22 protein-coding genes and 1 pseudogene are annotated in these 21,140 nt (G+C 71.0%); 11 read left to right on the forward strand and 12 right to left on the reverse strand.

Annotated features, from left to right (window positions below):
- Positions 1-5 precede the first annotated feature (5 nt).
- Both xseA and FB465_RS21560 read right to left on the reverse strand, forming a co-directional pair.
- Positions 6-1,214, reverse strand: a complete 1,209-nt coding sequence (gene xseA / locus FB465_RS21555; protein WP_145792943.1) for an exodeoxyribonuclease VII large subunit — start codon at positions 1,212-1,214, stop codon at positions 6-8.
- 172 nt (positions 1,215-1,386) lie between these two features.
- Positions 1,387-2,670: an APC family permease gene (locus tag FB465_RS21560; RefSeq protein WP_246193269.1), complete on the reverse strand. Its 1,284-nt coding sequence runs from the start codon at positions 2,668-2,670 to the stop codon at positions 1,387-1,389.
- Between the two features lie 154 nt (positions 2,671-2,824).
- On the opposite strand from FB465_RS21560, the gene FB465_RS21565 reads away from it, so the two are divergent.
- Both FB465_RS21565 and ppgK read left to right on the forward strand, forming a co-directional pair.
- Positions 2,825-3,808 carry a 4-hydroxy-3-methylbut-2-enyl diphosphate reductase gene (locus FB465_RS21565; RefSeq protein ID WP_145792945.1) on the forward strand — a complete coding sequence of 328 codons (984 nt, stop codon included), beginning with the start codon at positions 2,825-2,827 and terminating at the stop codon, positions 3,806-3,808.
- A 138-nt stretch (positions 3,809-3,946) separates the two neighbouring features.
- Complete coding sequence (gene ppgK, locus FB465_RS21570) at positions 3,947-4,690, forward strand: polyphosphate--glucose phosphotransferase (protein ID WP_246193271.1); 744 nt, start codon at positions 3,947-3,949, stop codon at positions 4,688-4,690.
- Between the two features lie 109 nt (positions 4,691-4,799).
- Here the strand turns inward: ppgK and FB465_RS21575 are convergent, their stop codons facing one another.
- A complete protein-coding gene (locus FB465_RS21575) occupies positions 4,800-5,387 on the reverse strand; it encodes a DUF6542 domain-containing protein (protein ID WP_145792949.1) in 588 nt (195 codons plus the stop codon).
- Positions 5,388-5,524: 137 nt separating this feature from the next.
- Between FB465_RS21575 and FB465_RS21580 the strand changes: the two genes are divergently transcribed.
- On the forward strand, positions 5,525-5,911 hold the full coding sequence (locus FB465_RS21580) for a VOC family protein (RefSeq protein ID WP_246192767.1): 387 nt from the start codon (positions 5,525-5,527) through the stop codon (positions 5,909-5,911).
- A gap of 74 nt (positions 5,912-5,985) precedes the next feature.
- The gene (gene ychF, locus FB465_RS21585) at positions 5,986-7,059 is read left to right on the forward strand and encodes a redox-regulated ATPase YchF (protein WP_145792952.1); all 1,074 of its coding nucleotides are present in this window, start codon (positions 5,986-5,988) and stop codon (positions 7,057-7,059) included.
- Positions 7,060-7,188: 129 nt separating this feature from the next.
- On the opposite strand, the gene FB465_RS21590 is transcribed toward ychF, so the two are convergent.
- Positions 7,189-8,067 carry a nucleotidyl transferase AbiEii/AbiGii toxin family protein gene (locus FB465_RS21590; RefSeq protein ID WP_170290658.1) on the reverse strand — a complete coding sequence of 293 codons (879 nt, stop codon included), beginning with the start codon at positions 8,065-8,067 and terminating at the stop codon, positions 7,189-7,191.
- A 32-nt stretch (positions 8,068-8,099) separates the two neighbouring features.
- A complete protein-coding gene (locus tag FB465_RS21595) occupies positions 8,100-8,810 on the reverse strand; it encodes a type IV toxin-antitoxin system AbiEi family antitoxin domain-containing protein (protein WP_145792956.1) in 711 nt (236 codons plus the stop codon).
- Between the two features lie 234 nt (positions 8,811-9,044).
- Between FB465_RS21595 and FB465_RS21600 the strand changes: the two genes are divergently transcribed.
- The 3 genes and pseudogenes from FB465_RS21600 (at position 9,045) to FB465_RS21610 (ending at position 12,218) form a co-directional block, all read left to right on the forward strand.
- Entirely contained in the window at positions 9,045-10,067 is a 1,023-nt protein-coding gene (locus FB465_RS21600) for a PDDEXK family nuclease (RefSeq protein WP_145792958.1), read from the forward strand.
- Between the two features lie 304 nt (positions 10,068-10,371).
- The gene (locus FB465_RS21605) at positions 10,372-11,202 is read left to right on the forward strand and encodes a helix-turn-helix transcriptional regulator (protein ID WP_145792960.1); all 831 of its coding nucleotides are present in this window, start codon (positions 10,372-10,374) and stop codon (positions 11,200-11,202) included.
- A gap of 130 nt (positions 11,203-11,332) precedes the next feature.
- Positions 11,333-12,218: pseudogene (locus FB465_RS21610) on the forward strand (FAD-binding oxidoreductase).
- Between the two features lie 74 nt (positions 12,219-12,292).
- Here the strand turns inward: FB465_RS21610 and FB465_RS21615 are convergent.
- The 6 genes from FB465_RS21615 to FB465_RS37725 form a co-directional block, all read right to left on the reverse strand.
- Complete coding sequence (locus FB465_RS21615; RefSeq protein ID WP_145792961.1) at positions 12,293-12,742, reverse strand: SRPBCC family protein; 450 nt, start codon at positions 12,740-12,742, stop codon at positions 12,293-12,295.
- Positions 12,743-12,751: 9 nt separating this feature from the next.
- Entirely contained in the window at positions 12,752-13,105 is a 354-nt protein-coding gene (locus FB465_RS21620; protein WP_145792963.1) for a hypothetical protein, read from the reverse strand.
- Positions 13,106-13,156: 51 nt separating this feature from the next.
- Complete coding sequence (locus FB465_RS21625) at positions 13,157-14,488, reverse strand: alpha/beta hydrolase family protein (RefSeq protein WP_246192768.1); 1,332 nt, start codon at positions 14,486-14,488, stop codon at positions 13,157-13,159.
- A gap of 679 nt (positions 14,489-15,167) precedes the next feature.
- The gene (locus FB465_RS21630; protein WP_145792967.1) at positions 15,168-15,827 is read right to left on the reverse strand and encodes an HAD-IA family hydrolase; all 660 of its coding nucleotides are present in this window, start codon (positions 15,825-15,827) and stop codon (positions 15,168-15,170) included.
- Between the two features lie 44 nt (positions 15,828-15,871).
- A complete protein-coding gene (locus FB465_RS37720; RefSeq protein ID WP_342791822.1) occupies positions 15,872-16,333 on the reverse strand; it encodes a deaminase in 462 nt (153 codons plus the stop codon).
- Positions 16,330-17,016: a RibD family protein gene (locus FB465_RS37725; protein ID WP_342791823.1), complete on the reverse strand. Its 687-nt coding sequence runs from the start codon at positions 17,014-17,016 to the stop codon at positions 16,330-16,332. Before FB465_RS37725 ends, FB465_RS37720 begins: the two co-directional genes overlap by 4 nt.
- A 233-nt stretch (positions 17,017-17,249) precedes the next feature.
- Here FB465_RS37725 and FB465_RS21645 point away from each other — a divergent pair, with 233 nt between their 5' ends.
- Positions 17,250-18,626 carry a hypothetical protein gene (locus FB465_RS21645; protein ID WP_145792969.1) on the forward strand — a complete coding sequence of 459 codons (1,377 nt, stop codon included), beginning with the start codon at positions 17,250-17,252 and terminating at the stop codon, positions 18,624-18,626.
- Between the two features lie 30 nt (positions 18,627-18,656).
- Here the strand turns inward: FB465_RS21645 and FB465_RS21650 are convergent, their stop codons facing one another.
- On the reverse strand, positions 18,657-19,241 hold the full coding sequence (locus FB465_RS21650; RefSeq protein WP_145792971.1) for a pyridoxamine 5'-phosphate oxidase family protein: 585 nt from the start codon (positions 19,239-19,241) through the stop codon (positions 18,657-18,659).
- A 146-nt stretch (positions 19,242-19,387) separates the two neighbouring features.
- Between FB465_RS21650 and FB465_RS21655 the strand changes: the two genes are divergently transcribed.
- The 3 genes from FB465_RS21655 (at position 19,388) to FB465_RS21665 (ending at position 21,075) form a co-directional block, all read left to right on the forward strand.
- On the forward strand, positions 19,388-20,200 hold the full coding sequence (locus tag FB465_RS21655; protein WP_145792973.1) for a methyltransferase domain-containing protein: 813 nt from the start codon (positions 19,388-19,390) through the stop codon (positions 20,198-20,200).
- Positions 20,201-20,501: 301 nt separating this feature from the next.
- On the forward strand, positions 20,502-20,663 hold the full coding sequence (locus tag FB465_RS21660; RefSeq protein ID WP_145792975.1) for an SPOR domain-containing protein: 162 nt from the start codon (positions 20,502-20,504) through the stop codon (positions 20,661-20,663).
- A 10-nt stretch (positions 20,664-20,673) separates the two neighbouring features.
- A complete protein-coding gene (locus FB465_RS21665; RefSeq protein ID WP_145792977.1) occupies positions 20,674-21,075 on the forward strand; it encodes a (deoxy)nucleoside triphosphate pyrophosphohydrolase in 402 nt (133 codons plus the stop codon).
- Positions 21,076-21,140 lie beyond the last annotated feature (65 nt).

Genomic DNA, 21,140 nt, shown 5'->3' on the forward strand with positions numbered 1-21,140 from the left:
CCTGCTCACTGACCGACCGTCACGCCGAAGCCGCCCTCGGCCACCCGGACGTGCAGCTCCTCGCCGGCTGTCACCTGGGCCGCATCCGTCACCACATGGCCGTCCGCCCGCTGCACAACCGCGTACCCGCGCTCCAGGGTTGCCAGCGGGGAGAGGGCCACCACCCGGGCCAGGGTGTGGCCGAGATCCGACTCGGCGCCGTCCAGCCGGTGCCCGAGACAGCGTCGGGAGCGCTCGAGCAGCGCCGTCACCTCGGCCGCCCGCGCCTCCACCAACTGCTGCGGCGCGGCCAGCACCGGCCGGCTCCGTACGCTCGCCAGCCCGGCCAGCTCCCGCTCGACCCGGCCGAAGACGTGCCGCCTGGCCCGGTCGCGCAGCTGGTGCACCTTGGTCAGCTCCTCGCCGACGTCCGGGACGACGCGCTTGGCCGCGTCGGTGGGGGTCGAGGCCCGCAGGTCCGCGACGAAGTCCAGCAGCGGCTGGTCCGGCTCGTGGCCGATCGCGCTCACCACCGGCGTCCGGGCGGCGGCCACCGTACGGATCAGGCCCTCGTCGGAGAAGGGCAGCAGGTCCTCCACGCTGCCTCCGCCGCGGGCCACGATGATCACGTCCACCTCGGCGTGCGCGTCCAGCTCCCGGACGGCCGCCGAGACCTGGGCGACCGCGGCGTTCCCCTGCACCGGTACGTTCCGCACCTCGAAGCGGACGGCCGGCCAGCGCCGTCGGGCGTTCTCCAGGACGTCCCGCTCGGCGGCCGAGCCCCGGCCGGTCACCAGGCCGATGCAGTGCGGCAGGAAGGGCAGCGGCTTCTTCCGCTCGGCCGCGAACAGTCCCTCGGTGGCCAGTCTGCGCTTCAGGTGCTCCAGCCGGGCCAGCAGCTCGCCGAGGCCGACCAGCCGGATCTCCGAGGCCCGCAGCGAGAGCTGGCCGCGCGCCGCGTACCACTCGGGCTTGGCGTGGACGATGATCCGCGAGCCCTCCTGCACGTCCTCGGCCACCTGCTCGAAGACGGCCCGGAAGCAGGTGACGGTGAGTGAGACGTCCCGCTCCGGGTCACGCAGCGTCAGGAAGACCACCCCCGCGCCCGGCCGCCGGCTGAGCTGGGTGATCTGCCCCTCCACCCACACCTCGCCCAGCCGGTCGATCCAGCCGCCGATCAGCGCGGAGACCTTGCCGACCGGAATCGGGGCTTCGGGTGAACTGGTAGTGGCCATGCGTACGAGGGTAGGGGGTGGCGGGCCGATCAGGCCGGGCTCGCGGCGTTGGGGCACGCACCTCGCCGCGTTGTCGTCGGTCGCCGCAGCTCCGCTGCTCCTCCCTCCTCCGCCTTGCGATGCGCGCACCCCGACGCCGCTCCCTGATCCGGCCTGATCGGCCCGCCACCCCCTAACGCCGCCTGCCGACAGCCGTTCCCTGTACGAGCAGTACCAGCAGGCCGACCGCCAGCCAGATGCCGCCGGCCACCTGGGCGGTGTGCGAGGCCTCGATCAGGACGGCGACGATCACCGCGATGCCGAGCACCGGCACCACCACGTGCTTCAGCCATTCCTGCGAGTGGTGCCTGACGGCGTACCAGCCGATCACCGAGGCCTGCAGCAGCGCGAAGGCGGTGAGTGCCCCGACGTTGACGACCGAGGTGAGCTTGTCGAGCCCGTCGTCCCGGCGGGCCGCCCACACCGCCGCTCCCAGCGTGATCACCGCGGCGGTGAGCAGGGCGAGCTGCGGTACCCGGCGGTGCGACTCGACGGCGGCCAGGGCACGGGGCAGGCGCCCCTCGCGTCCCATGGCGAACAGCAGCCGCCCCGCCGCCGCCTGCCCGGCCAGCGCCGCAAAGGCCGCCCCGATCGCCTTGCTCGCCGCGACCAGCTGGTGCAGCCAGTGCCCGATCGAGGCCTCGACCGTGTCGTAGAAGGCGGAGCCCTGAGCAGCCGGGTCCGCCTGCAGCTGCTGCGGGGTCGTCGGTTCCAGCAGCGCCACCAGGTACGTCTGTGCCACGAACAGGACCCCGGCCAGCGCCAGGCACCAGAGCACCGCCTTCGCCACCGCCGCCGAGGCCCCGACGGCCTCCTCCACGAAGGTCGCGATGGCGTCGAAGCCCAGGTACGACAGCACCGCGACCGACACCGCCGAGATCACCGCGGTCAGCGAGAAGTCGCCGACGGCCGTCAGCGGCGACCACCAGTCCTGCTCCGCCCCGTCCCGGATCAGCACCACCACCGCCGAGACCATGAACACCGCCAGCACCACGATCTCCATCGCCAGCACCGCGAAGCCGACCACCGCCGCCGTCCGCACCCCGGCCAGGTTGAGCGCCGTGGTGACCAGCACCGCGAACGTCGTCCACACCCACCGCGAGACATCCGGTACCAGCGAGTGCAGCGCGATCCCGGAGAAGAGGTACGCCACCGCCGGGATCAGCAGGTAGTCCAGCATCACCATCCACCCGGCGATGAACCCCGGCCCCTCGCCGAGCCCGGCCCGCGCGTACGCGAAGACCGAGCCCGCCTGCGGCACCGCACGCACCATCTGGGCGTACGAGAACGCGGTGAAACCCATCGCGACGGTCGCCGCCAGATAGACGGCGGCGACCGCACCGTGGCTCTTGGCGTCCAGTACCCCGAACACGCCGACGGGTGCCATCGGGGCGATGAACAGCAGCCCGTAGACCATCAGATCGCGTACGCCCAGGCTGCGCCGCAGGCCGCTCGACTCCCCTTGCTCCGTCACGAACCAAATTTGAGCACTCCCGACGTGACCCGGCAGGTACGCCACACATCTCGGCGCGGCCCGGCTGGAGAGTCCGCGGCGAAGCCGGGCCCGTACCATGGGTGCCATGTCCAACACTGCTCAGCGCCGTGTCCTGCTCGCCGCCCCCCGGGGCTACTGCGCGGGCGTCGACCGCGCCGTCATCGCCGTGGAGAAGGCCCTGGAGCAGTACGGGGCACCGATCTACGTCCGCAAGCAGATCGTCCACAACAAGTTCGTGGTGCAGACCCTGGAGAAGCAGGGCGCGATCTTCGTCGACGAGACGGAGGAGGTGCCGGAGGGCTCGATCGTGGTCTTCTCTGCGCACGGCGTCGCCCCGTCGGTCCACGACGAGGCCAGGACCGGCAAGCTCGCGACCATCGACGCCACCTGCCCCCTGGTGACCAAGGTCCACAAGGAGGCCGTCCGGTTCGCCGAGGAGGACTACGACATCCTGCTGGTCGGCCACGAGGGCCACGAGGAGGTCATCGGCACCATGGGCGAGGCCCCGGAGCGGATCCACCTGGTGGACGGTGCCGAGGACGTCGCCAACGTGCAGGTCCGCGACGAGAGCAAGGTCGTCTGGCTCTCCCAGACCACTCTTTCGGTGGACGAGACCATGGCCACCGTCGGCGAGCTCAAGAAGCGCTTCCCGCTGCTGGTCAGCCCGCCCAGCGACGACATCTGCTACGCGACCCAGAACCGCCAGGTGGTCGTGAAGCAGATCGCCCCCGAGACCGACCTGCTGATCGTGGTGGGCTCCAAGAACTCCTCCAACTCGGTCCGTCTGGTCGAGGTGGGCCTGGAGTACGGCGCCAAGGCCGCCCACCTGGTGGACTTCGCCGACGAGATCGACGAGAGCTGGCTGGACGGCGTCACCACGGTCGGCCTGACCAGCGGCGCCTCGGTGCCGGAGATCCTGGTGGAGGGCGTGCTCACGTACCTCGCCGAGCGCGGCTACGGCGACGTGCAGACCGTCAAGACCGCCGAGGAGCACCTGATCTTCTCGCTGCCCAAGGAGCTCCGCCGCGACCTGCGGGCCGAGGCCGCCGGGAAGCTCTGATCGCTGTCGATGCCCGGGTACCCGCCGAGACGGGTGCCCGGGCATCGCGCTGTCCGGGGCTGGGTATCAGCAGGCGGGGGCGGGCGGCCGCCCGTACTTTTGTGCACAGGCTGTGGACAACGGAGGGCGGCGGTGGCATTGGCGACGGTATTCGGCGTGGACATCGGTGGCTCGGGCATCAAGGGTGCCCCGGTCGACCTCGAACGCGGCGCGCTCGCCGAGGAGCGGTACAAGGTCCTGACGCCGCACCCGGCCTCCCCGGAGGCCGTGGTCACTGCCGTCACGGAGGTCGTCCGCCACTTCGACCACCGCGGCCCGGTCGGCCTCACCTTCCCCGGGGTCGTGGTCGCCGGGCACACCCGTACGGCCGCCAACGTGGACAAGGGCTGGATCGGCCTCGACGCCCAGGGCCTGTTCCGTGAGGCCCTCGACCTCCCCGCCACCGTGGTCAACGACGCGGACGCGGCCGGCCTCGCCGAGGTCGCCTACGGCGCCGGGCACGCGCAGGGCGGCGTGGTGCTGGTGCTGACCTTCGGCACCGGCATCGGCAGCGCGCTCTTCGTGGACGGGGCACTGGTGCCCAACACCGAACTCGGGCACCTGGAGCTGCGGGGCAAGGACGCCGAACGCCGCGCCTCCTCGGCCGCCCGGGACCGGCACCAGCTCACCTGGCCCGAGTGGGCCGCCCGGGTCGACGAGTACCTGGACCTGGTGGAGATGCTCTTCTCGCCGCAGCTGATCGTGGTGGGGGGCGGGGTGAGCCGCAAGCACGAGAAGTTCCTGCCGCTGCTGAAGGATCGTGAGGCGGCGGTCGTACCCGCGAAGCTGCGCAACAACGCGGGCATCGTCGGCGCGGCGATGGCGGCCGCCAAGGCGGGGTGAGCCGACCGGGTGCGTGGCGCTGCTCGCGCCGGCTCAATTGTCTGTCCGGCTCCGCCCGGCTCAGTTTGTCCGGCTCCGCCGACTCAGCTGTTTGTCCGGCTCCGCCGACTCAGCTGTTTGTCCGGCTCCGCCGAATGTGACGCTGCGCCAGGAACCGCGCCGCTGCGATCGCCGCCGCGAGGCCCGTCCCCGTGAACAGCCACCCGGCCCGCAGCGCGAGCCCGCTCGCCAGCGCCACGACCTGCGCCGTCACTCCCGGTGCGGAGACCGGCCCGAGCAGCAGCAGTGCTGCCGCGAAGGCGATCGGTCCGCTGATTGGGGCGGCCAGCAGGTCGGGGAGCCGTACCCGGACGGCCAGCTGGAAGCAGACCACGAGATAGCCGAGCCCGAAGAGCACTCCCAGCCCCCCGAACAGCACCCGGTCCACCGCCGCGACCGCCAGCGTCCCGGCCACCGCGAGCACCCCGGTGCCCACGGCCGTCAGCCGGGCGGGCCGGCCGCTGCGCGGCCTGTCACGGGCGGCCCCGAGCTGCCGCGGCAGCCTCAGCCGGAGCCGGGGCGCTGGACGGGCCCCGGAGGCCGTCCGCAGCCGGGATTCTGGGGGCGTGGCGGGCCCCGGTACGGCGGCCTCGGCGGCGCCGCCGGCTGGCGGTCGGCGGCGGGGCCCGGGCGGCTGGGTACGGATGCTCTGCTCCACCCACCCAACGTACGGTCCGATCATCGCCACACTGTGTAATGGCCGCAATTGGCCCCTCGCCGTGTCCCCGAACGGAGTAGCGTCGGCCCGTACGGATGGTCCCGTACGGATCATCGGGGAGGTCATCGGGAGGCGCTGTGACCGGCATCGGCTTCGCATTCGAACGGCTGCACCACGTCCAGCTGGACATCCCGGCCGGCTCGGAGGACCTCTGCCGTGAGTTCTGGGCCGGGGTGCTGGGCATGACCGAGCTGGCGAAGCCGCCGGTGCTCGCCGCGCGCGGCGGCTGCTGGTTCCGGGGCGGCGGTGTCGAGGTCCATCTGGGGGTGGTGGCCGACTTCGTCCCGTCACCCAGGTCGCACCCGGGCATCCTGGTCCGTTCCCTGCCCGAACTGGCCGCCCGGCTCGCGGCGCACGGCCACGAGGTGGTCTGGGACGACAACTTCCCCGGCTTCCGCCGATTCCACTCCGCCGACAAGCTCGGCAACCGTCTGGAGTTCCTGGAGGCCTCGGCCGCCGCCTGACCGTGACCCGTAGACTGGGCGATCGGCCCCTACGGTGCCGCTCCGCCCCCTCCAAGCCCACGGGACTTCGCTTCATGTCGCTCACGATCGGAATCGTCGGCCTGCCGAACGTCGGCAAGTCGACCCTGTTCAACGCCCTGACCAAGAACGACGTGCTGGCGGCCAACTACCCGTTCGCCACCATCGAGCCCAACGTGGGCGTCGTCGGTGTCCCGGACTCGCGCCTGAAGACGCTCGCCGAGATCTTCGGCTCGCAGCGGCTGCTCCCGGCCACCGTGGACTTCGTGGACATCGCGGGCATCGTGCGAGGCGCGAGCGAGGGCGAGGGCCTGGGCAACAAGTTCCTCGCCAACATCCGTGAGTCGGACGCGATCTGCCAGGTCGTCCGGGCCTTCACCGACCCGGACGTGGTCCACGTGGACGGCAAGGTCTCGCCCAAGGACGACATCGAGACCATCCACACCGAGCTGATCCTCGCCGACCTGCAGACCATCGAGAAGGCGCTCCCGCGGCTCCAGAAGGAGGCCCGCCTCAAGAAGGAGACCGCGCCGGTCCTGGCCGCCGCCGAGGCCGCGCAGGCGATCCTGGAGACCGGCAAGACCCTCTTCGAGGCCGGTTTCGACACCGGCTCGGTCCGTGAGCTCCACCTGCTCACGGCCAAGCCGTTCCTCTACGTCTTCAACGTGGACGAGGACGAGCTGATCGACGAGGAGTTCAAGGACGCCCAGCGCGCCCTGGTCGCCCCCGCCGAGGCGATCTTCCTCAACGCCAAGATCGAGTCCGAGCTGATCGAGCTCGACGACGCCGAGGCCCTCGAGCTCCTCCAGTCGATGGGCCAGGAGGAGCCCGGCCTGGCCACCCTCGGCCGCGTCGGCTTCGACACCCTCGGCCTGCAGACCTACCTCACCGCCGGCCCCAAGGAAACCCGCGCCTGGACGATCAAGAAGGGCGCCACCGCCCCCGAGGCCGCCGGCGTGATCCACACCGACTTCCAGAAGGGCTTCATCAAGGCCGAGGTCATCTCCTTCGACGACCTGGTCGCGTGCGGCTCCGTCGCCGAGGCCCGCGCCAAGGGCAAGGCCCGTATCGAGGGCAAGGAGTACGTCATGCAGGACGGCGACGTGGTGGAGTTCCGCTTCAACGTCTGACGGATAGTCAGATATGGGTCCCGGCCTGCTCATTGACAGGCCGGGCCCTGGTGTCTGTCCGTGCGGGGTCGTTGTGGCCGGAGCTCGGCAAGGTTGTCCAGCATTGTCCCGGCTGCGCGTGGCCGAGCATCATGGAAGCGCCGGCTTCCAAACCCCGTCCTCCGGATGCCATGCTCCCGTCCCGGTTCCGTCGAGGATTGGATCGAGGTAAGGGCGGACGAGCGCGAGGGCCTCGTCGAGCGTTCGCGCGACAGGGGTTCTGGCGCGGCGGGCTTCGGCTGCGTATCCCGCCACCCAGGTTCTCCGCTCGGGCACGTCGAAGTGCACTGGAAGCTCGAGGTGCCGTCGGCCGGCCTCGGACGAGAGCGCACGGCGCTGATCGTCGGCGTCGACATGGGCCTCGGCGATGAGGGTTTGCAGGTCGACGAGGTCCTTGAAGCGCGTAGACGGCCGCTGTTCGGGGCCGTGGCGCTCGAATGTGGCGCAGGTCTTGTCGGCGATGTGATCGGTGATCGGATAGGCGAGATAGCGGGGCTGGACGAGTCCGGGGATCTCGATGCCAGTGAGGGTCGACACCTCGTCGGGCGCGCCTGTCATCCGGACCCCGTCGGCTACGACGTCGACGTGGAAGTTCGCCCACGGTGTCGGGCCGATCCGGGCCACAATAGGGATGCGTACGCCAGTCGTGCCGTCTGCGACAGGTGTGCCGCGTCCGGCTTCGAAGATGAACCAATCTCCGGCATCGAGCGCGAGGGCCGACCGCAGGTCGCGCTCGGCCTGTTGGCGCTCGGCGGCGCGATAGACATCCAGGTCGACGGTGTGACGGACGGCGATCCGGCGGGCCAGTAGAGCGGTGGCTCCCTTCACGACCCAGCCGTCATCCAGGAGGTACAGCCTGCTGAGAAGGCGGTCATAGGCGAACTGACGCTGGAGGTCGGCAAGAGGCCATGGACCGTGGGGCTCGGCGATCGCGCGGAGCCGGTCTGTGACCGCACGGCGGAATGCCATAGGCGTCGTGTACGGTCGCGGCGAGTCGAGACTCATGACCGGTTGCCGCCTTCCTGTTCGCGGGCGAGTGAGGCGCGGGCCTCCGCGAGCCATGCGTCGCGCTCGGGGGCTCCGGTCAGGTCCAACAGCCATGCGAGGAGCGCGAGTCCGTCGCCGCTCTCAAGTCCAAACCGTCTGGCCTGTGGGCCGAGCGCCGCAGCGGTGGTGCCCGGGTAGTCGAAGACCTGGCGGAGGGAATCGGCGATCACATGGCCGACAGCCTGGGGATCCTCGTGATCGGCCAGGAGATCGGTGGCAATTCGCGACGCCCGGGTCACCAGAAGCCCGCGCAGGTCGATCCACTCCCCAGGGGCGAGCATTGATCGATGCAGCCTGACATCGGAGCGACGCGACTGGCGGCGTGTCGGCAGGATGAACTCGTGGACATCGGCAGGGAGATGCCCAAGGCCGTAGAGGCTTGCTGCCGAACGGTGCGAGATCACGCCTTGTTCAGGCTGCCGCTCCCAGGCTGGTACGTCCGGGGCGAGTTGCAGCCAGGCAGCGCGCAGTAGGAGATGATCAGCGGGCGGAGTGCCGCGCAGCCGGTACACGCCATGCGCTACCCGCTCTGCCGCGCCTCCGTGCGCTAGCCGGGACAGCGTGGTCCATGCCAGGCCGACGGCCTCGGCCTGGCGCCGGGTGAACATTCCCCATTGGTCTTCCGACAGATCGCTCAGGGTCTGTAGCGTTGAGGCATGCGCCATGACTTCATTGTATAGCTAATTCGCCATAGTTTGCAGTGCATAGCGGTGGCTTCGGCCCAAGATCAAGGTGCGGGCAAACCGGCGGACGGATCTCATCTGCCGCACCGGTGGGTGAGCCCGCCTCCTGTGCGGCTGCCCGGGCATCGCCCTCAGCGACCATGCGGGGGTGTGGGCAACGCTCGGGAGCGGGCTAGCCTTGCTGCCGCCGGAGCTGAGAGGGACAGGGGGAGTGTCGTGTACGACGAGGTGCTCTTGACGATCCAGGGGGAGACCGCGACGCCGGTCGACAGGGTGAGTCTGCCGGATCTGGAGCTTCAGGAGCGGGCGCACCTGCAGGAATGGCTGTTGGCCAACCCGGAGATCCTCGGGGTCGGGGTAGAGATCATCACAAGCGAGTACGACCGCTGGCAGACTGCGGCCGGCGATCCGGTGCTCGACCGCCTCGACCTGCTCGCCGTAGCCCCGGACGGGCACCTGATCGTCGCCGAGCTCAAGCGCGGGGTCGCCCCGCACACTATCCACATGCAGGCCATCAACTATGCCGCGATGGTCAGTCGCCTCACGCCGCAGGACATCGCAGAACTCTACGCGGCCACACTGAGGCGACGCGGCCAGGAGATCGACGTCGAGTCGGCCTTGACGAAGCTGACCACCGAGTTCCTGCTCACCTCCGAGACCATCCGTCGCCCGAGGATTGCTCTTGTCGCCTCCGACTTCCCGCCCTCGGTCACCGCTTCAGTGGTCTGGCTCAACGAGCAGCAAGTCGACATCTGGCTGATCCGTTTTCGCCCGTATCAGCTGGCGGGCGGACAGCTGGTGGTGTCATTCAGCAGGCTTTTCCCGGTGCCTGACGTCGAGGAGTTCACCATCGGCAGGCGCGCCGAGGTGCCCCTGACCGCAGGCGACGACCCGGGTGCTCCCTGGGACGAGCCGTCCCTGCGGCGGTTGGCCGAGCAAGGCAACCCGACGACTGTGGCGCTTCTGGACCTTTGCTCTGCTGATGACCCGGGGGGAGTCGGTGTAAAGGAGATCGCCGCACACGCTGGGGTCACGCTCGGTGCCGTCCGTGGACAGCTCGCCGGTCTCACTATGAAGTTGAACAACCCCAACAACGGGTTTGCCCAGAACAAGTGGCCGGCCCGTGTGGAGTGGCTTCCCGGTGGAGTCGCCAGCTACCAGATGGACCCGTCACTTGCCGCGATCTGGCGAGTCATCCGACAGCGGCAGCCGTTGCCGTCTGACGAGGACCAGGACTGATCGCGAGAGCCAAGAGCGGTCCTCAAGTCTTCACGCGGTCGAGCTCCTCCAGTCCGCAGACAGTCCGCAAGAGGCTCGAAAGCCACCGTTTGGCGCCGTCGTCATCCAACGCTAGAAGGCCTGGCCAGGAGCCTGATTGAGGCTCCGTCGCAGGTCAGGGCGAGGGCAGATGCATTCCGCTTCAACGTCTGACCGATCGACGGTGAAGGCCGCCTGACCCGCAGCTGAGCGGGTTGGGCGGCCTTTCGGTTCCTTAGGCGTCATCCTGGGAGAGGGGCGGGCGGGCCGGCGAAGGGAGCCGCGCGTGGCCGAGCGGATCAGCGGTTCCCGGCGGACGTGGGCCGGAGCGGAGAGTGGCCGGGCTGTCGAGCGGGCCAGGGAAGCTGTCGCGCGCGAGGCGTGGGGCGATGCCTACGACAGCTTGCACGGAGTCGACCCGGACCTCCTCGACGCCGACGACTTCGCCGCGCTGGCCGACGCCGCCTGGTGGACCAGCCGTGTCGACGAGTCGGTCGCGGCGCGGATGAGGGCTTACGCCGGCTACACGGCGAAGGGTGATGCCCGGCAGGCCGGTTACTGCGCGTGGATGCTTTTCTACGAGCACCAGCTGGCCGGACGTACCGCCGCTGCCGCGGGCTGGATGGGCCGTGCGCGGCAGCAGCTGGAGGATGAGCCCGAGTGCGTCGAGCAGTGCTACCTCGCCTGGACCGACGTGGAGGAGGCCCAGGAGCGCGGCGCGTTCGGCGAGGCCATGGACTGTGCTCGTCGGATGGCCGGCATCGCCCGGCGCTGCGGCAGCACCGACCTCCTCGCCATGAGCACCCAGGCGCAAGCGGGCGTGCTGCTGGCCGAGGGGCGGGCCGCCGAGGGGCTGGCGGTACTCGACGACGCGATGTGCGCGGTGCCCGACGCACGCCGGGCCGCGGCCCTGCTCCGGTTGCCGGGTGAGCTCACCGCACGGGAGATCGACGTGCTCCGTCTGGTGGCCGCCGAACGGACCAACCGGGCCATCGCCGCCGAGCTCGCGATCAGCGAGCACACCGTCGCCCGGCACCTCAACAACATCTTCGCCAAGATCGACGTGTCCTCGCGGGCCGCCGCCACGGCCTACGCGTACACGCACGGTCTGCTGTGACCGATCGGATGGACCGTTCTGCCCATGCCGCGATCCGGCGGAATGGGCAGATCCGGCGATGAACGCGCCCGCCGACGCGCCTACAACGGAGCTGTACCCGAACCTCCGAGGACACGAAGCGGTGGCGGTCATGAGCACTCTCGCACCGGCCCTGGACGGCGCACTCGTGGAGCAGTTGCGGGTGGCCGTGCACGGCGACCTCATCCAACCCGGCGAGCCCGGCTATGACGAGGCCCGCCGGGTCTACAACGCGATGCATGACAGAAGGCCCGCGGCCGTCGTCCGGGCCGCCGACGCGGGCGACGTCATCGCCACCGTGAACTTCGCCCGGGAGCAGGGCCTGCTGCTGGCGGTCCGTGGCGGCAGCCACAGCGTCTCCGGTTACGGCACCTGCGACGACGGGGTGGTACTCGACCTCGCGGGGATGCGCGGCATCCGGGTCGACCCCGCGGCCCGTACGGCCCGGGCCGAGGGCGGCTGCACCTGGGCCGACTTCAATCACGCCACGCATGCCTTCGGCCTGGCCGCCACCGGGGGAGTGGTGTCCAGCACCGGCCTCGGCGGCCTCACCACCGGTGGTGGCATGGGCCACCTGGCCCGGCGCTGTGGGCTGGCCTGCGACAACCTCGTCTCGGCCGATGTCGTCACGGCCGACGGAGCCTTCGTGACCTGCTCGGAGGAGCACAACACGGACCTGTTCTGGGCGTTGCGCGGCGGAGGCGGCAACTTCGGAGTCGTCACCTCCTTCGCCTTCCGCGACGCCGACTTCTCGACCGCCCTCAGCCCCACGCGCACCACCCGCGCCGAATGCGAGGCGAACATCGATTGGGTGCGCCGCTTCGAAGCGGCACTGCGGCCGCACTCGATGGAGGGGGGCGTACGTCAACTTCATGGACCAGGACGACCAGGACCGGGTCCGGACCAACTACCGGCAGAACTATGACCGACTGACGACGATCAAGCGGCAGTACGACCCCACCAACCTGTTCCGTCTGAACCACAACATCGCCCCATGACAGGCTGTCGCGCCTTGGTGGTCAAGGTTGTCAGCCCGCACACAGTGGCTTACCCGGCGCGGCGGCGCCGAGCCCTATGCAGCGCCGCTCTCGAGCAGGCCCTTGAGCTTCTGCTCGTTTCTCGGCATCTCCTTCCGTGCGTGCGGACGGACGATGAGTGGGACGAGCAGCTTGCCCATCCCGTGGGCCTCGAAGTCGAGGTCGAGTGTCACGCGGGACCGTTCGCCGTCGCCGAGCGGCTCGACCGTGCCGTGGACGTTGCCCCTGACGGGGCCGTCGACGCCGCGGAGGTGCCAGGTGCGCGGAGGGTCGAACTCGGTCACCTCCATGGTCATCGGGAACTCCCGGTGACCGATGCGCCGGGTCACGACCATGCGGGACCCCACGCCCATCGGTGTGTCGCCGAGCGGCTGGACGCTCACGGCGCTCTCCTGCCACTCGGTGAGGTGGGAGGGGTCGGTTACGTAGGAGTAGACGTCCTCGGGTCGGCGGGAGATGTCTACGCTCTCCTTGATCGCGGACATTTCGCCTCCTTAGTCAGGTTCTGTCGTCCATGATCCCACCGCTGTGATCGCCTCACCAGAACGACGGGTACGGGCACGGGCCCGCGCAGCTCGGTGGACCAGGGCGACCTCGGCCAGGGCGACGAGGACGACGAGTGCGTTGAACTCAGGGGTGTCGAGGACGCCTCCGACGCCGGCGACGACGAGCGGGATCACGGCGGCCGGGGCTGCGGCGGCGAGGGCCACCGTCGGCAGGGCCTGGGAGTCGTCGAGGGGGTCTGTCCAGGGGTGGAGGGTCGCCCCGATCGCGAGAGCGATGAGCAGGGCTGCGTACGCGAGGAAGAGCACGCGGGCGGCGGTCAGGTGCCGTACGGGAGGGATCACGGGCCGGATGATGCCACGCCGCCGGCCTCGACGGTCCACAGCGCCGGGCCGCTACGGGACGAAGCGCACCTCCGGGTGGTCGGGGCTGGGGCCGTCGAGGAGGTGGGCGTCCCGGCCACGGAGCCAGCGGTCGAAGAAGGCCGAGATGTACGCCTCCTCGGCGGTGACCGCGCGGTCCGGGGCGATCGAGCCGATCTTCGCCGTGACGGCGCTCTGCGGGAGACCCAGTGGGCCTGCGATCTGCGGGAGCAGGGACTCGGCGTCGGTGAAACTGGCGTGCTGCGACTCGTTCAGGGTGAGGTCGCGCCGCCACCCCGAGCTGTGTTCCCACAGTGCGTTCCAGGACGGCGAGGTGTGGTGGTCGTTGCCCTGATGGCCCATCAGCAGGACGGGCCGGTCGAGGCCGTCGGTGGCTGCCGAGGACGGATTGGACGGGTCGCCGTCGTCCTGGGCGTACCCGAGCACGCCGTCCATGTTGATCCCCGCCTTGATCCGGGCGTCGTCGTGCATCGTCTGCACGGCCGTGAACCCGCCTGCCGAGTGGCCGCGCATGCCGATCCGGGCCGGGTCCAACGCGCCACGGAGGCCCGGCGGCAGCTTCCGGTGCTCGGCGTCGGGGTTCACGCCGACGGCAAGGGCGGTCAGCTGGTCCAGCACGCAGCGGGTGTCGGCCACCCGGACGGCCGTGACCTTCCGAAGCAGTTCGGGAACGCGCTGCTCGCTCTGGGCCATGGTGAACTCCTCGAGCATGCGGCTCCTCTCCACCCGCCCACCCGGGAATTCGACCGCCGGCGCCTCGTAGGTGTGGTCGATGGTCACCACGATGTAGCCGTGGGACGCCAGGTCGTCGGAGAGCGTGGTGCCGAGTGAGCGTGGGTCACCGGCTCCGGGCGAGTAGAGAACGACCGGGCGCGGGCCGCCACGCCGGTCGACAGGTGCGCCCAGGTGGGCGTGGGTGGACGTCGCCGACCAGTCGACCCGGCCCGCCGGGACGACGTCCCCCAGGTTGTTCATCGCATCGAACCCGGCCGCCTCACCGGGCGACATCTGCGGAGCAAGCGGGTATCGATCGGCGTCCCGCGCAGGGTAACGAACACTCACCATCAGCTCCCGGTACGGCTGCGAGGCCGACCAGGGGTCGGGGCGTGCTCGGTCGACCAGGTGGAGGGGGACCGTACCGATCGGGTACGGCCCGGTGGGTGCGGGCAGCGTCAGATGCACCGCCTCACCGGGTGCCGACGGGGCCGCTCCGGCGTAGGGCTGCGCGGACGCAAGGCCGGCCGGGGCCAGCAGCGTGGCGGCCACGGTCAGCGCGGCGACGAGGGGCAGCCTGCGGCGGCGGGGCGCAGGCGACGAGGTTGGTGCGAATGCTGTCAGGCTCACGGAGGCACTCCCGGCTCGTGTCATTCCGGCAGGAAATCTGCCGTAGCCAGGATTTCGCCTGCGCAGCGCCACCCGCGATCGTGGAGACCCCCGAACACAGGTGTAGCTGGCACGAGGGTCAACGGGCGGCAGGAGCCCGCATGCACGATCTGCAGGGAGTGACGGGCGCGTAGGTCGGTGCGAGTCCGCGCCCGTCAGTGCCCGTGAGTGCAGTTCAGTGCCCAGTGCCCGTCAGCACTGGTCAGTGCTGGGAGACCTGGAAGCAGGCCACGTCGTACTGAGAGACCGAGTGGGGGTTGTGGGAGTTCTGCGGCTGCTCGCCGGCGTAGTGGGTGCCGGCGACGCCTTCGGGGTTGAATGCCGAGCCACGCGCGAGCTCCGCATGGCCGGGCCTGTTCGGCGCTGCGCTGGAGCCGCACTCCTGCGGCGGCTGGCCGGTGCCGCTGGGGTTGGCGGCGGCGAACGACGCGCCGGCTGCGAGGCGACCGCGAGTGCACCGCTGGCGAGGATGGCCGCCGCACGTGTGATGAGCTTCATGATCCGAGTCTCCTTTCGGGCCACGGTCGAGGGCATGCGGACGATGCCCCACCCACTGGTACGCGTGCAGGGCGCAGATCGTTCAATCCGCCGGGTGCCGTCGCAGCTCGACCGGGAACTCGAGGAGGCCGGGCACGTGGGGTCAGCCGATGCGGACGGCCAGCGCCCCGTCCGGTCCTGCGGTGACCCGGACCTGTTCCAGGGTGTCGACGTGCACCGTCGGCAGGTGGGCGGCGGCGCGGGGGCCCACCCCGACGACGGGCATGCCGGCGGCACGGGCCGCGGCGATGCCGGCCTCGGAGTCCTCGAAGGCCAGGCAGTCCGCGGGGGCGAAGCCGAGGGCGGCGGCGCCCTTGAGGAAGCCCTCGGGGTCGGGCTTGCTGGCGCCGACCGACTCGGCGGTGATCATGACAGGCGGCAGCGGGAGCCCGGCGGCGCCCATCCGGGTGCGGGCGAGGGCGTCGTCGGCGGAGGTGACGAGGGCGTGCGGGAGCCCGGCCAGGGCGGCGAGGAAGGCGGGTGCGCCGGGTATTGCGACGACGCCGTCGGTGTCGGCGGTCTCCTCGGCGAGCATCCGGCGGTTCTCCTCGATGTTCAGCTCCATCGGGCGGTCCGGCAGCAGGATGGCCATGCTGAGGTGGCCCTGGCGGCCGTGCACCACGCGCATGGCCGCGTCCCCGTCGAGCCCGTGGCCTGCTGCCCAGCGTCGCCAGCAGCGCTCCACCACGGCGTCGGAGTTGACCAGCGTGCCGTCCATGTCGAGCAGCAGGGCTCGGGTGGAGAGCGTGAGGGCGGTGGGCATGCGGGCTCCTGCGGCTAGGTTTGTTGTATCAGAATACAAAATCCTCAGCCCAGCAGATGCGCATTGACGGCCCGGGCGGCCGTCGCCAGCTCCGGGAGTTCCACGACCTCCACCCCGGCCTCCTCCAGGAGCGCCGTCCCCTGGCACGCCGACACGAAGAGGTCCGGCTCCCGCCAGGCGACGACCACCCGCGGGATGCCCGCCGCGATGATCAGCTGTGCACAGGTGCGCGGCCGGGAGGCACGCTGCCCACAGGGCTCCAGCGAGCTGTAGATGGTTGCGCCGCGCAGCCGGGGGTCGCCGTCGGGCAGCTTGCCGAGCGCGGCCTCCTCGGCGTGGTTGTGCGCGTCGGCCTCCCGGCTGTACCCCTCGCTGAGTACCTCCCCGTCGGTGCCGACGATCACCGCACCCACCGAGAACGCGGTCTCGGAGGGCGGGCAGAGCTTGGACAGCTCGACCGCGCGGGCCAGCCAGAAGGCGTCGGTGGTCACAGGGCCGCTGGTCACAGCGTGGACTCCTTGGGGGCGTACCGGAGCAGGACGACATCCCCCACCGTACGTGCCTCCAGCAGCCGCATCCGACGCGTCGGGCCGCCGGGGAAGTCCGCCGCGCCGACGAAGCGCGGGGCGGCGGGCTGGCCGACCAGGAGCGGTGCGACGGCGAGCTGCAGCTCGTCGGCGAGCCCCTGGGCGAGGAACTGGGTGTGGACGCTGCTCCCGCCCTCGACCATCAGCCGCCCGACGCCGCGCGCGCCGAGGTCGTCCAGCACCGTGCCGAGCTCCACGCTGTCGCCGGTGCCGACCACCTCGGCCAGTCCGCCCAGTTCGACCTGCAGGCGGGGCGCCGAGGCGAGCGTGGTGTACGCGAGCTTCGCCCCGCCGGTGTGCCAGAAGTTCAGCCCGGCCGCCAGCGAACCGCTCGCGCTGAGCGTGACCTTGAGCGGGTACTCGGGCTTCCCGGCGGCCACCCGGGCGGCCCGCCGCTGGGCCGAGTTGACCAGCAGCCGGGGATTGTCCCGGCGCAGGGTGTTGCCGCCGACCAGGACGGCGTCGCAGGAGGCGCGCAGCTCGTCCACCCGGTCGAAGTCCGCCGGGTCGGAGAGCAGCAGGCGCTCGGGCGAGGCGTCGTCCAGGTACCCGTCGATCGACATCGCGGCGCTCAACAGGACGTAGGGGCGGCGAGGTGCCACGGGGGAGTTCCGTTCTCTCGGGTGATGCCATCGGCGAGGCCGTCGGTGATGCCCGTCGGCGCGGCCACCGGCGAGGCCGTCGGCGATGTCATCGGTGCTGCCATCCGCTGTCACCGTACGTCCCGAGGGCCGTTGTTCGTCCACCGGTCCGGCCCCGTACGAGCGCAGTTCGCCCGCCGCCCCGACCCTGGTCCAGACCTCGTACCGCCCACCCGAAGCCGAAGGGCCCACCTGTGACCCGTCCCCGTCCGCTCGGTCTCGTCGCGGCCGCACTCACGCTGGCCGCCGTACCCGCGCTCGGCGTCCCCGCCTCGGCGGTGACCTACGGCACGCCGACCATCACCCTGTCGGCCGCCTACCTCTCGGGCGCCGTCGGTGCGACCGGCGACCCCACCGTCACCGTGACGATCGCTCAGAGCGGTGCGGACGCCTCGGCGCTGACCGTGGCGGCCTCGGCGAGCAGCAGGACCTCCGTCGCCGGGACGGCCGACGTCACGGTCAGCGGCACCGCCGGCACGCGCACCCTCGCGGTCGCCGCACGTGGCCAGGGGTACACCGACCTCACCGTCAAGGTCACCGGCCTCGGTGGCAAGACGGCGAGCAGGACGCTGCACTACGCGGCCTCGCCCGCCGTCCAGTACTCGACCGTCAGCCGGTACCTCACGGGCTCCAGCGACGCCTCGGCGGCCGTGGACGCGGGCGGCGGTTACCTCATCGTCGCGGACGACGAGTCCAACGTCCTGCGCCTGTACGACCGCAACGCCTCCGGTGCGCCGGTGCGCACCTGGGACTTCAGCTCGGCGCTCGGGGTCTCCAAGGAGATCGACATCGAGGGTGCGACCCGGGTCGGCAACACGGTCTACTGGACGGGCTCGCTCGGCAACAACAAGGACGGCGCGCTCAGGCCGGACCGCGCAACGGTCTTCACCACCACCGTCACGGGCTCGGGCGCGAGCACCCAGCTGACCCCGGCCGGCTCGTACAAGGGACTGCGGGCCGACCTGATCGCCTGGGACCAGGCCAACGGCAACCGGTACGGCTTCGCGGCCGGCGCCGCCTCCGGTCAGGCGCCGAAGCAGATCGACGGCTTCAACGTCGAGGGCCTGGAGTTCGCGCCGGGGAGCTCCACCACGGCGTACGTCGGATTCCGCGCGCCCCTCGCACCGCCGGTGAACGGTGGCAAGGCACTGCTGGTTCCGGTCACCAACTTCGCGCAGCTGCCGGGCGGTTCGGCGCACGCGACGTTCGGAAGCCCGATCGAGCTGGACCTCGGCGGCCTGAGCATCCGCGACATCCGCAAGAACGCCGCCGACCAGTACCTGATCGTGGCCGGCTCCTGGGCCGCCGACGACAACTCCGACCCGTACGCGCTCTACCGCTGGACGGGTCTGGCCGGTGACGCCCCGGTCAAGCTGCTCGACCTGCCGACCACCGACGCCGGCGGCTGGGAGGCCGTGGTGGACGTCCCCGACCTCACCGTCCCGGGCGGACGGGCGCAGCTGATCACGGACGACGGCTCCGCCGACCTCTACGGCGACGGCACGGCGGCCAAGGACCTCACCCACCCGGAGTGGAAGAAGTCCCGCTCGACCTGGTTCACCGTCAACTGACGCCCGCCCGACACAGCTGCCGCCCCGGGATCAGACCGCCCGGGGCGGCACCGGCAGTGGGAGCGCGGGCAGGCCGTCGATGCTGGTGCCGACGTAGTCCTTGCCCTCGCAGTACGCCGAGAACTCCTCGTCGCCCTTGCGCTCGAAGTACTGCGAGTGCAGCTCGCGGTCCTCGCGGTAGTCCATGAACGGGACGGCGTAGCCGCAGGAGTCACTGACCCGGTCGGCGGTGACCAGGACGATCGCCCGCAGCCCTGCCCCGTCCACGGACGGGTCGAAGTGGGCCAGCAGCTGAGCGAAGCGCGGGTCGTCCCGGAAGACCGGCTCCCCGCGGCCGTGCACCCGCACCACCGTGGGCGGGCCGGTGAACGCGCACCACATCAGCGTGATCCGGCCGTTCTCCCGCAGGTGGGCGATGGTCTCCGCGGTGCTGCCGCCGAAGTCCAGGTAGGCGAGCGTGAGTTCGTCCAGCAGGGCCAGCGTCCCGGAGCGGCCCTTGGGGGAGACGTTCACATGCCCGTCGCCCGCGAGCGGTGCGGTGGCGGTGAAGAAGACCGGCTGACTCTCGATGAACTTCCGCAGGCGCCCGTCGATGCGCTCATAAGTCTTTCCCATGGGTCCGATTGTGGGCCAAAGGCTCCTCGAGTGGGATGTCGATTCCGGGTCGTCTTGTTATTCGAGACGGATGTTCTCGACACGCGAGACGATCGCTAGTCTCGAATCGTCGGCGAACAGCCGGTGAGGGCGCGAGGGGAGTCGTCATGACCGATCGTCAGGCTGTCTACACACATGGCCATCAGGAGCCCGTGCTGCGATCGCACCGCTCCCGCACGGCAGCCAACTCGGCCGGCTATCTGCTGGCCGAACTGCGGCCGGGCCAGAGGCTGTTGGACGTGGGCTGCGGGCCCGGCACGATCACCGCCGACCTGGCCGAGCTGGTCGGCTCCAACGGCCGGGTGGTCGCTGTCGACACCTCCGCCGAGGTGCTGGCGCAGGTCGCCGAGTACGTCGCCGAACGCGGACTGTCCAACGTGGTCTTCGAGATCGCCGATGTGCACCGGATGTCGTACGCGGACGGCGAGTTCGACGTGGTGCACGCCCACCAGGTGCTGCAGCACGTCACCGATCCGGTGGCCGCGCTGCGGGAGATGCGCCGGGTGACCGCGCCCGGTGGTGTGGTCGCGGCCCGCGACGCCGACTACGCGGCGATGACCTGGTACCCCCAACTGCCCGAGCTGGCCGAGTGGATGGCGCTGTACCAGCGGGTCTCGCGGGCCAACGGCGGCGAACCGGATGCGGGCCGCCGGCTGCTGTCCTGGGCCCGCGCGGCGGGCTTCACCACGGTCGAGAGCGGTTCGTCCACCTGGACGTACGCCACACCCGAGCAGCGGGACTGGTGGGGCGGCCTGTGGGCGGAGCGGATCCTGAAGTCAGGCATCGCCGAGACCGCCGTCGCCGAGGGGTTCGCCACGATTGAGGAACTGGAGCGGATCGCGGCCGGCTGGCGGCGCTGGGCCGCCGACGATGACGGCTGGTTCGCCGTGCTGCACGGGGAGATGCTGGCCCGGGTCTGACGAGGTCGGGCAAGCGATCGGGATCGGGCATCCCAGGGGCGCGTGGGGGCACCTCCCGGCCGAAGGCTGGGGGAACTGCGCGGGACGGAAGGCAACGGCCTGTGCCCTTCCGCCTCGCGCGGTTCCCCGCGCCCCTGCGGTTACCCCGCTGCCTCGCCTGCCGGCGGCCCCTCTGCCCGGTGGTGTGGCTTACCTGGTGTTAACGCCCTGCGTACCCGTCGGTAGCAGAGTCTGCGTAGCGTGGGAGCGGTACCAGGCCCGGCCCGCCCCCCACCGGGCCGGGCCCGCTACCGTCCCGGGTATGGAGACCTACCGGGTCATGCGACAGGACGACAACGGCAACCGCTACCTGGTGGCCAAGGGCCTCAGCAGGCAGGAAGCCGAGGCGCTGGCCGCCGAGTTCGAGGCGCGCGGCCACAAGCAGATGTACTGGGTCGAGCGCGACGACGCACGGGGCGCATAGGGTCTGGGGCATGGAGAACCGGATCGTCGTGGGCGGCGCCCTCATCCACCAGGGCCGGGTGCTGGCGGCCCGCCGCAGCGCACCGCCCGAGGTGGCGGGGTACTGGGAGTTCCCGGGCGGCAAGGCCGAGCCGGGCGAGACCCAGGAGCAGGCGCTGGAACGCGAACTGCACGAGGAGCTCGGCGTACGGGCCCGCGCGTTGCGGCAGCTGCCGGGCCAGTGGCCGATCCGGGCCGGTCTTGAGCTGCGGATCTGGGCGGCCGAGCTGGTCTCCGGCGATCCGCAGCCTCTCGAGGACCACTCCGAGCTGCGCTGGCTCGGCCCCACGGAGCTCGCGGACGTCGACTGGCTGGAGCACGACCGCGAGGTCCTCCCGCACATCGCCCGCCTTCTCGCCGAGCCGCGCCCGTAGGAACTCCGATCAGGATTGGGTATCCCAGGGGCGCGGAGAACTGCGCGAAGCGGGAGGCTGCAGAC

Source organism: Kitasatospora atroaurantiaca (assembly GCF_007828955.1).
GTDB classification, from domain to species: Bacteria; Actinomycetota; Actinomycetes; order Streptomycetales; family Streptomycetaceae; genus Kitasatospora; species Kitasatospora atroaurantiaca.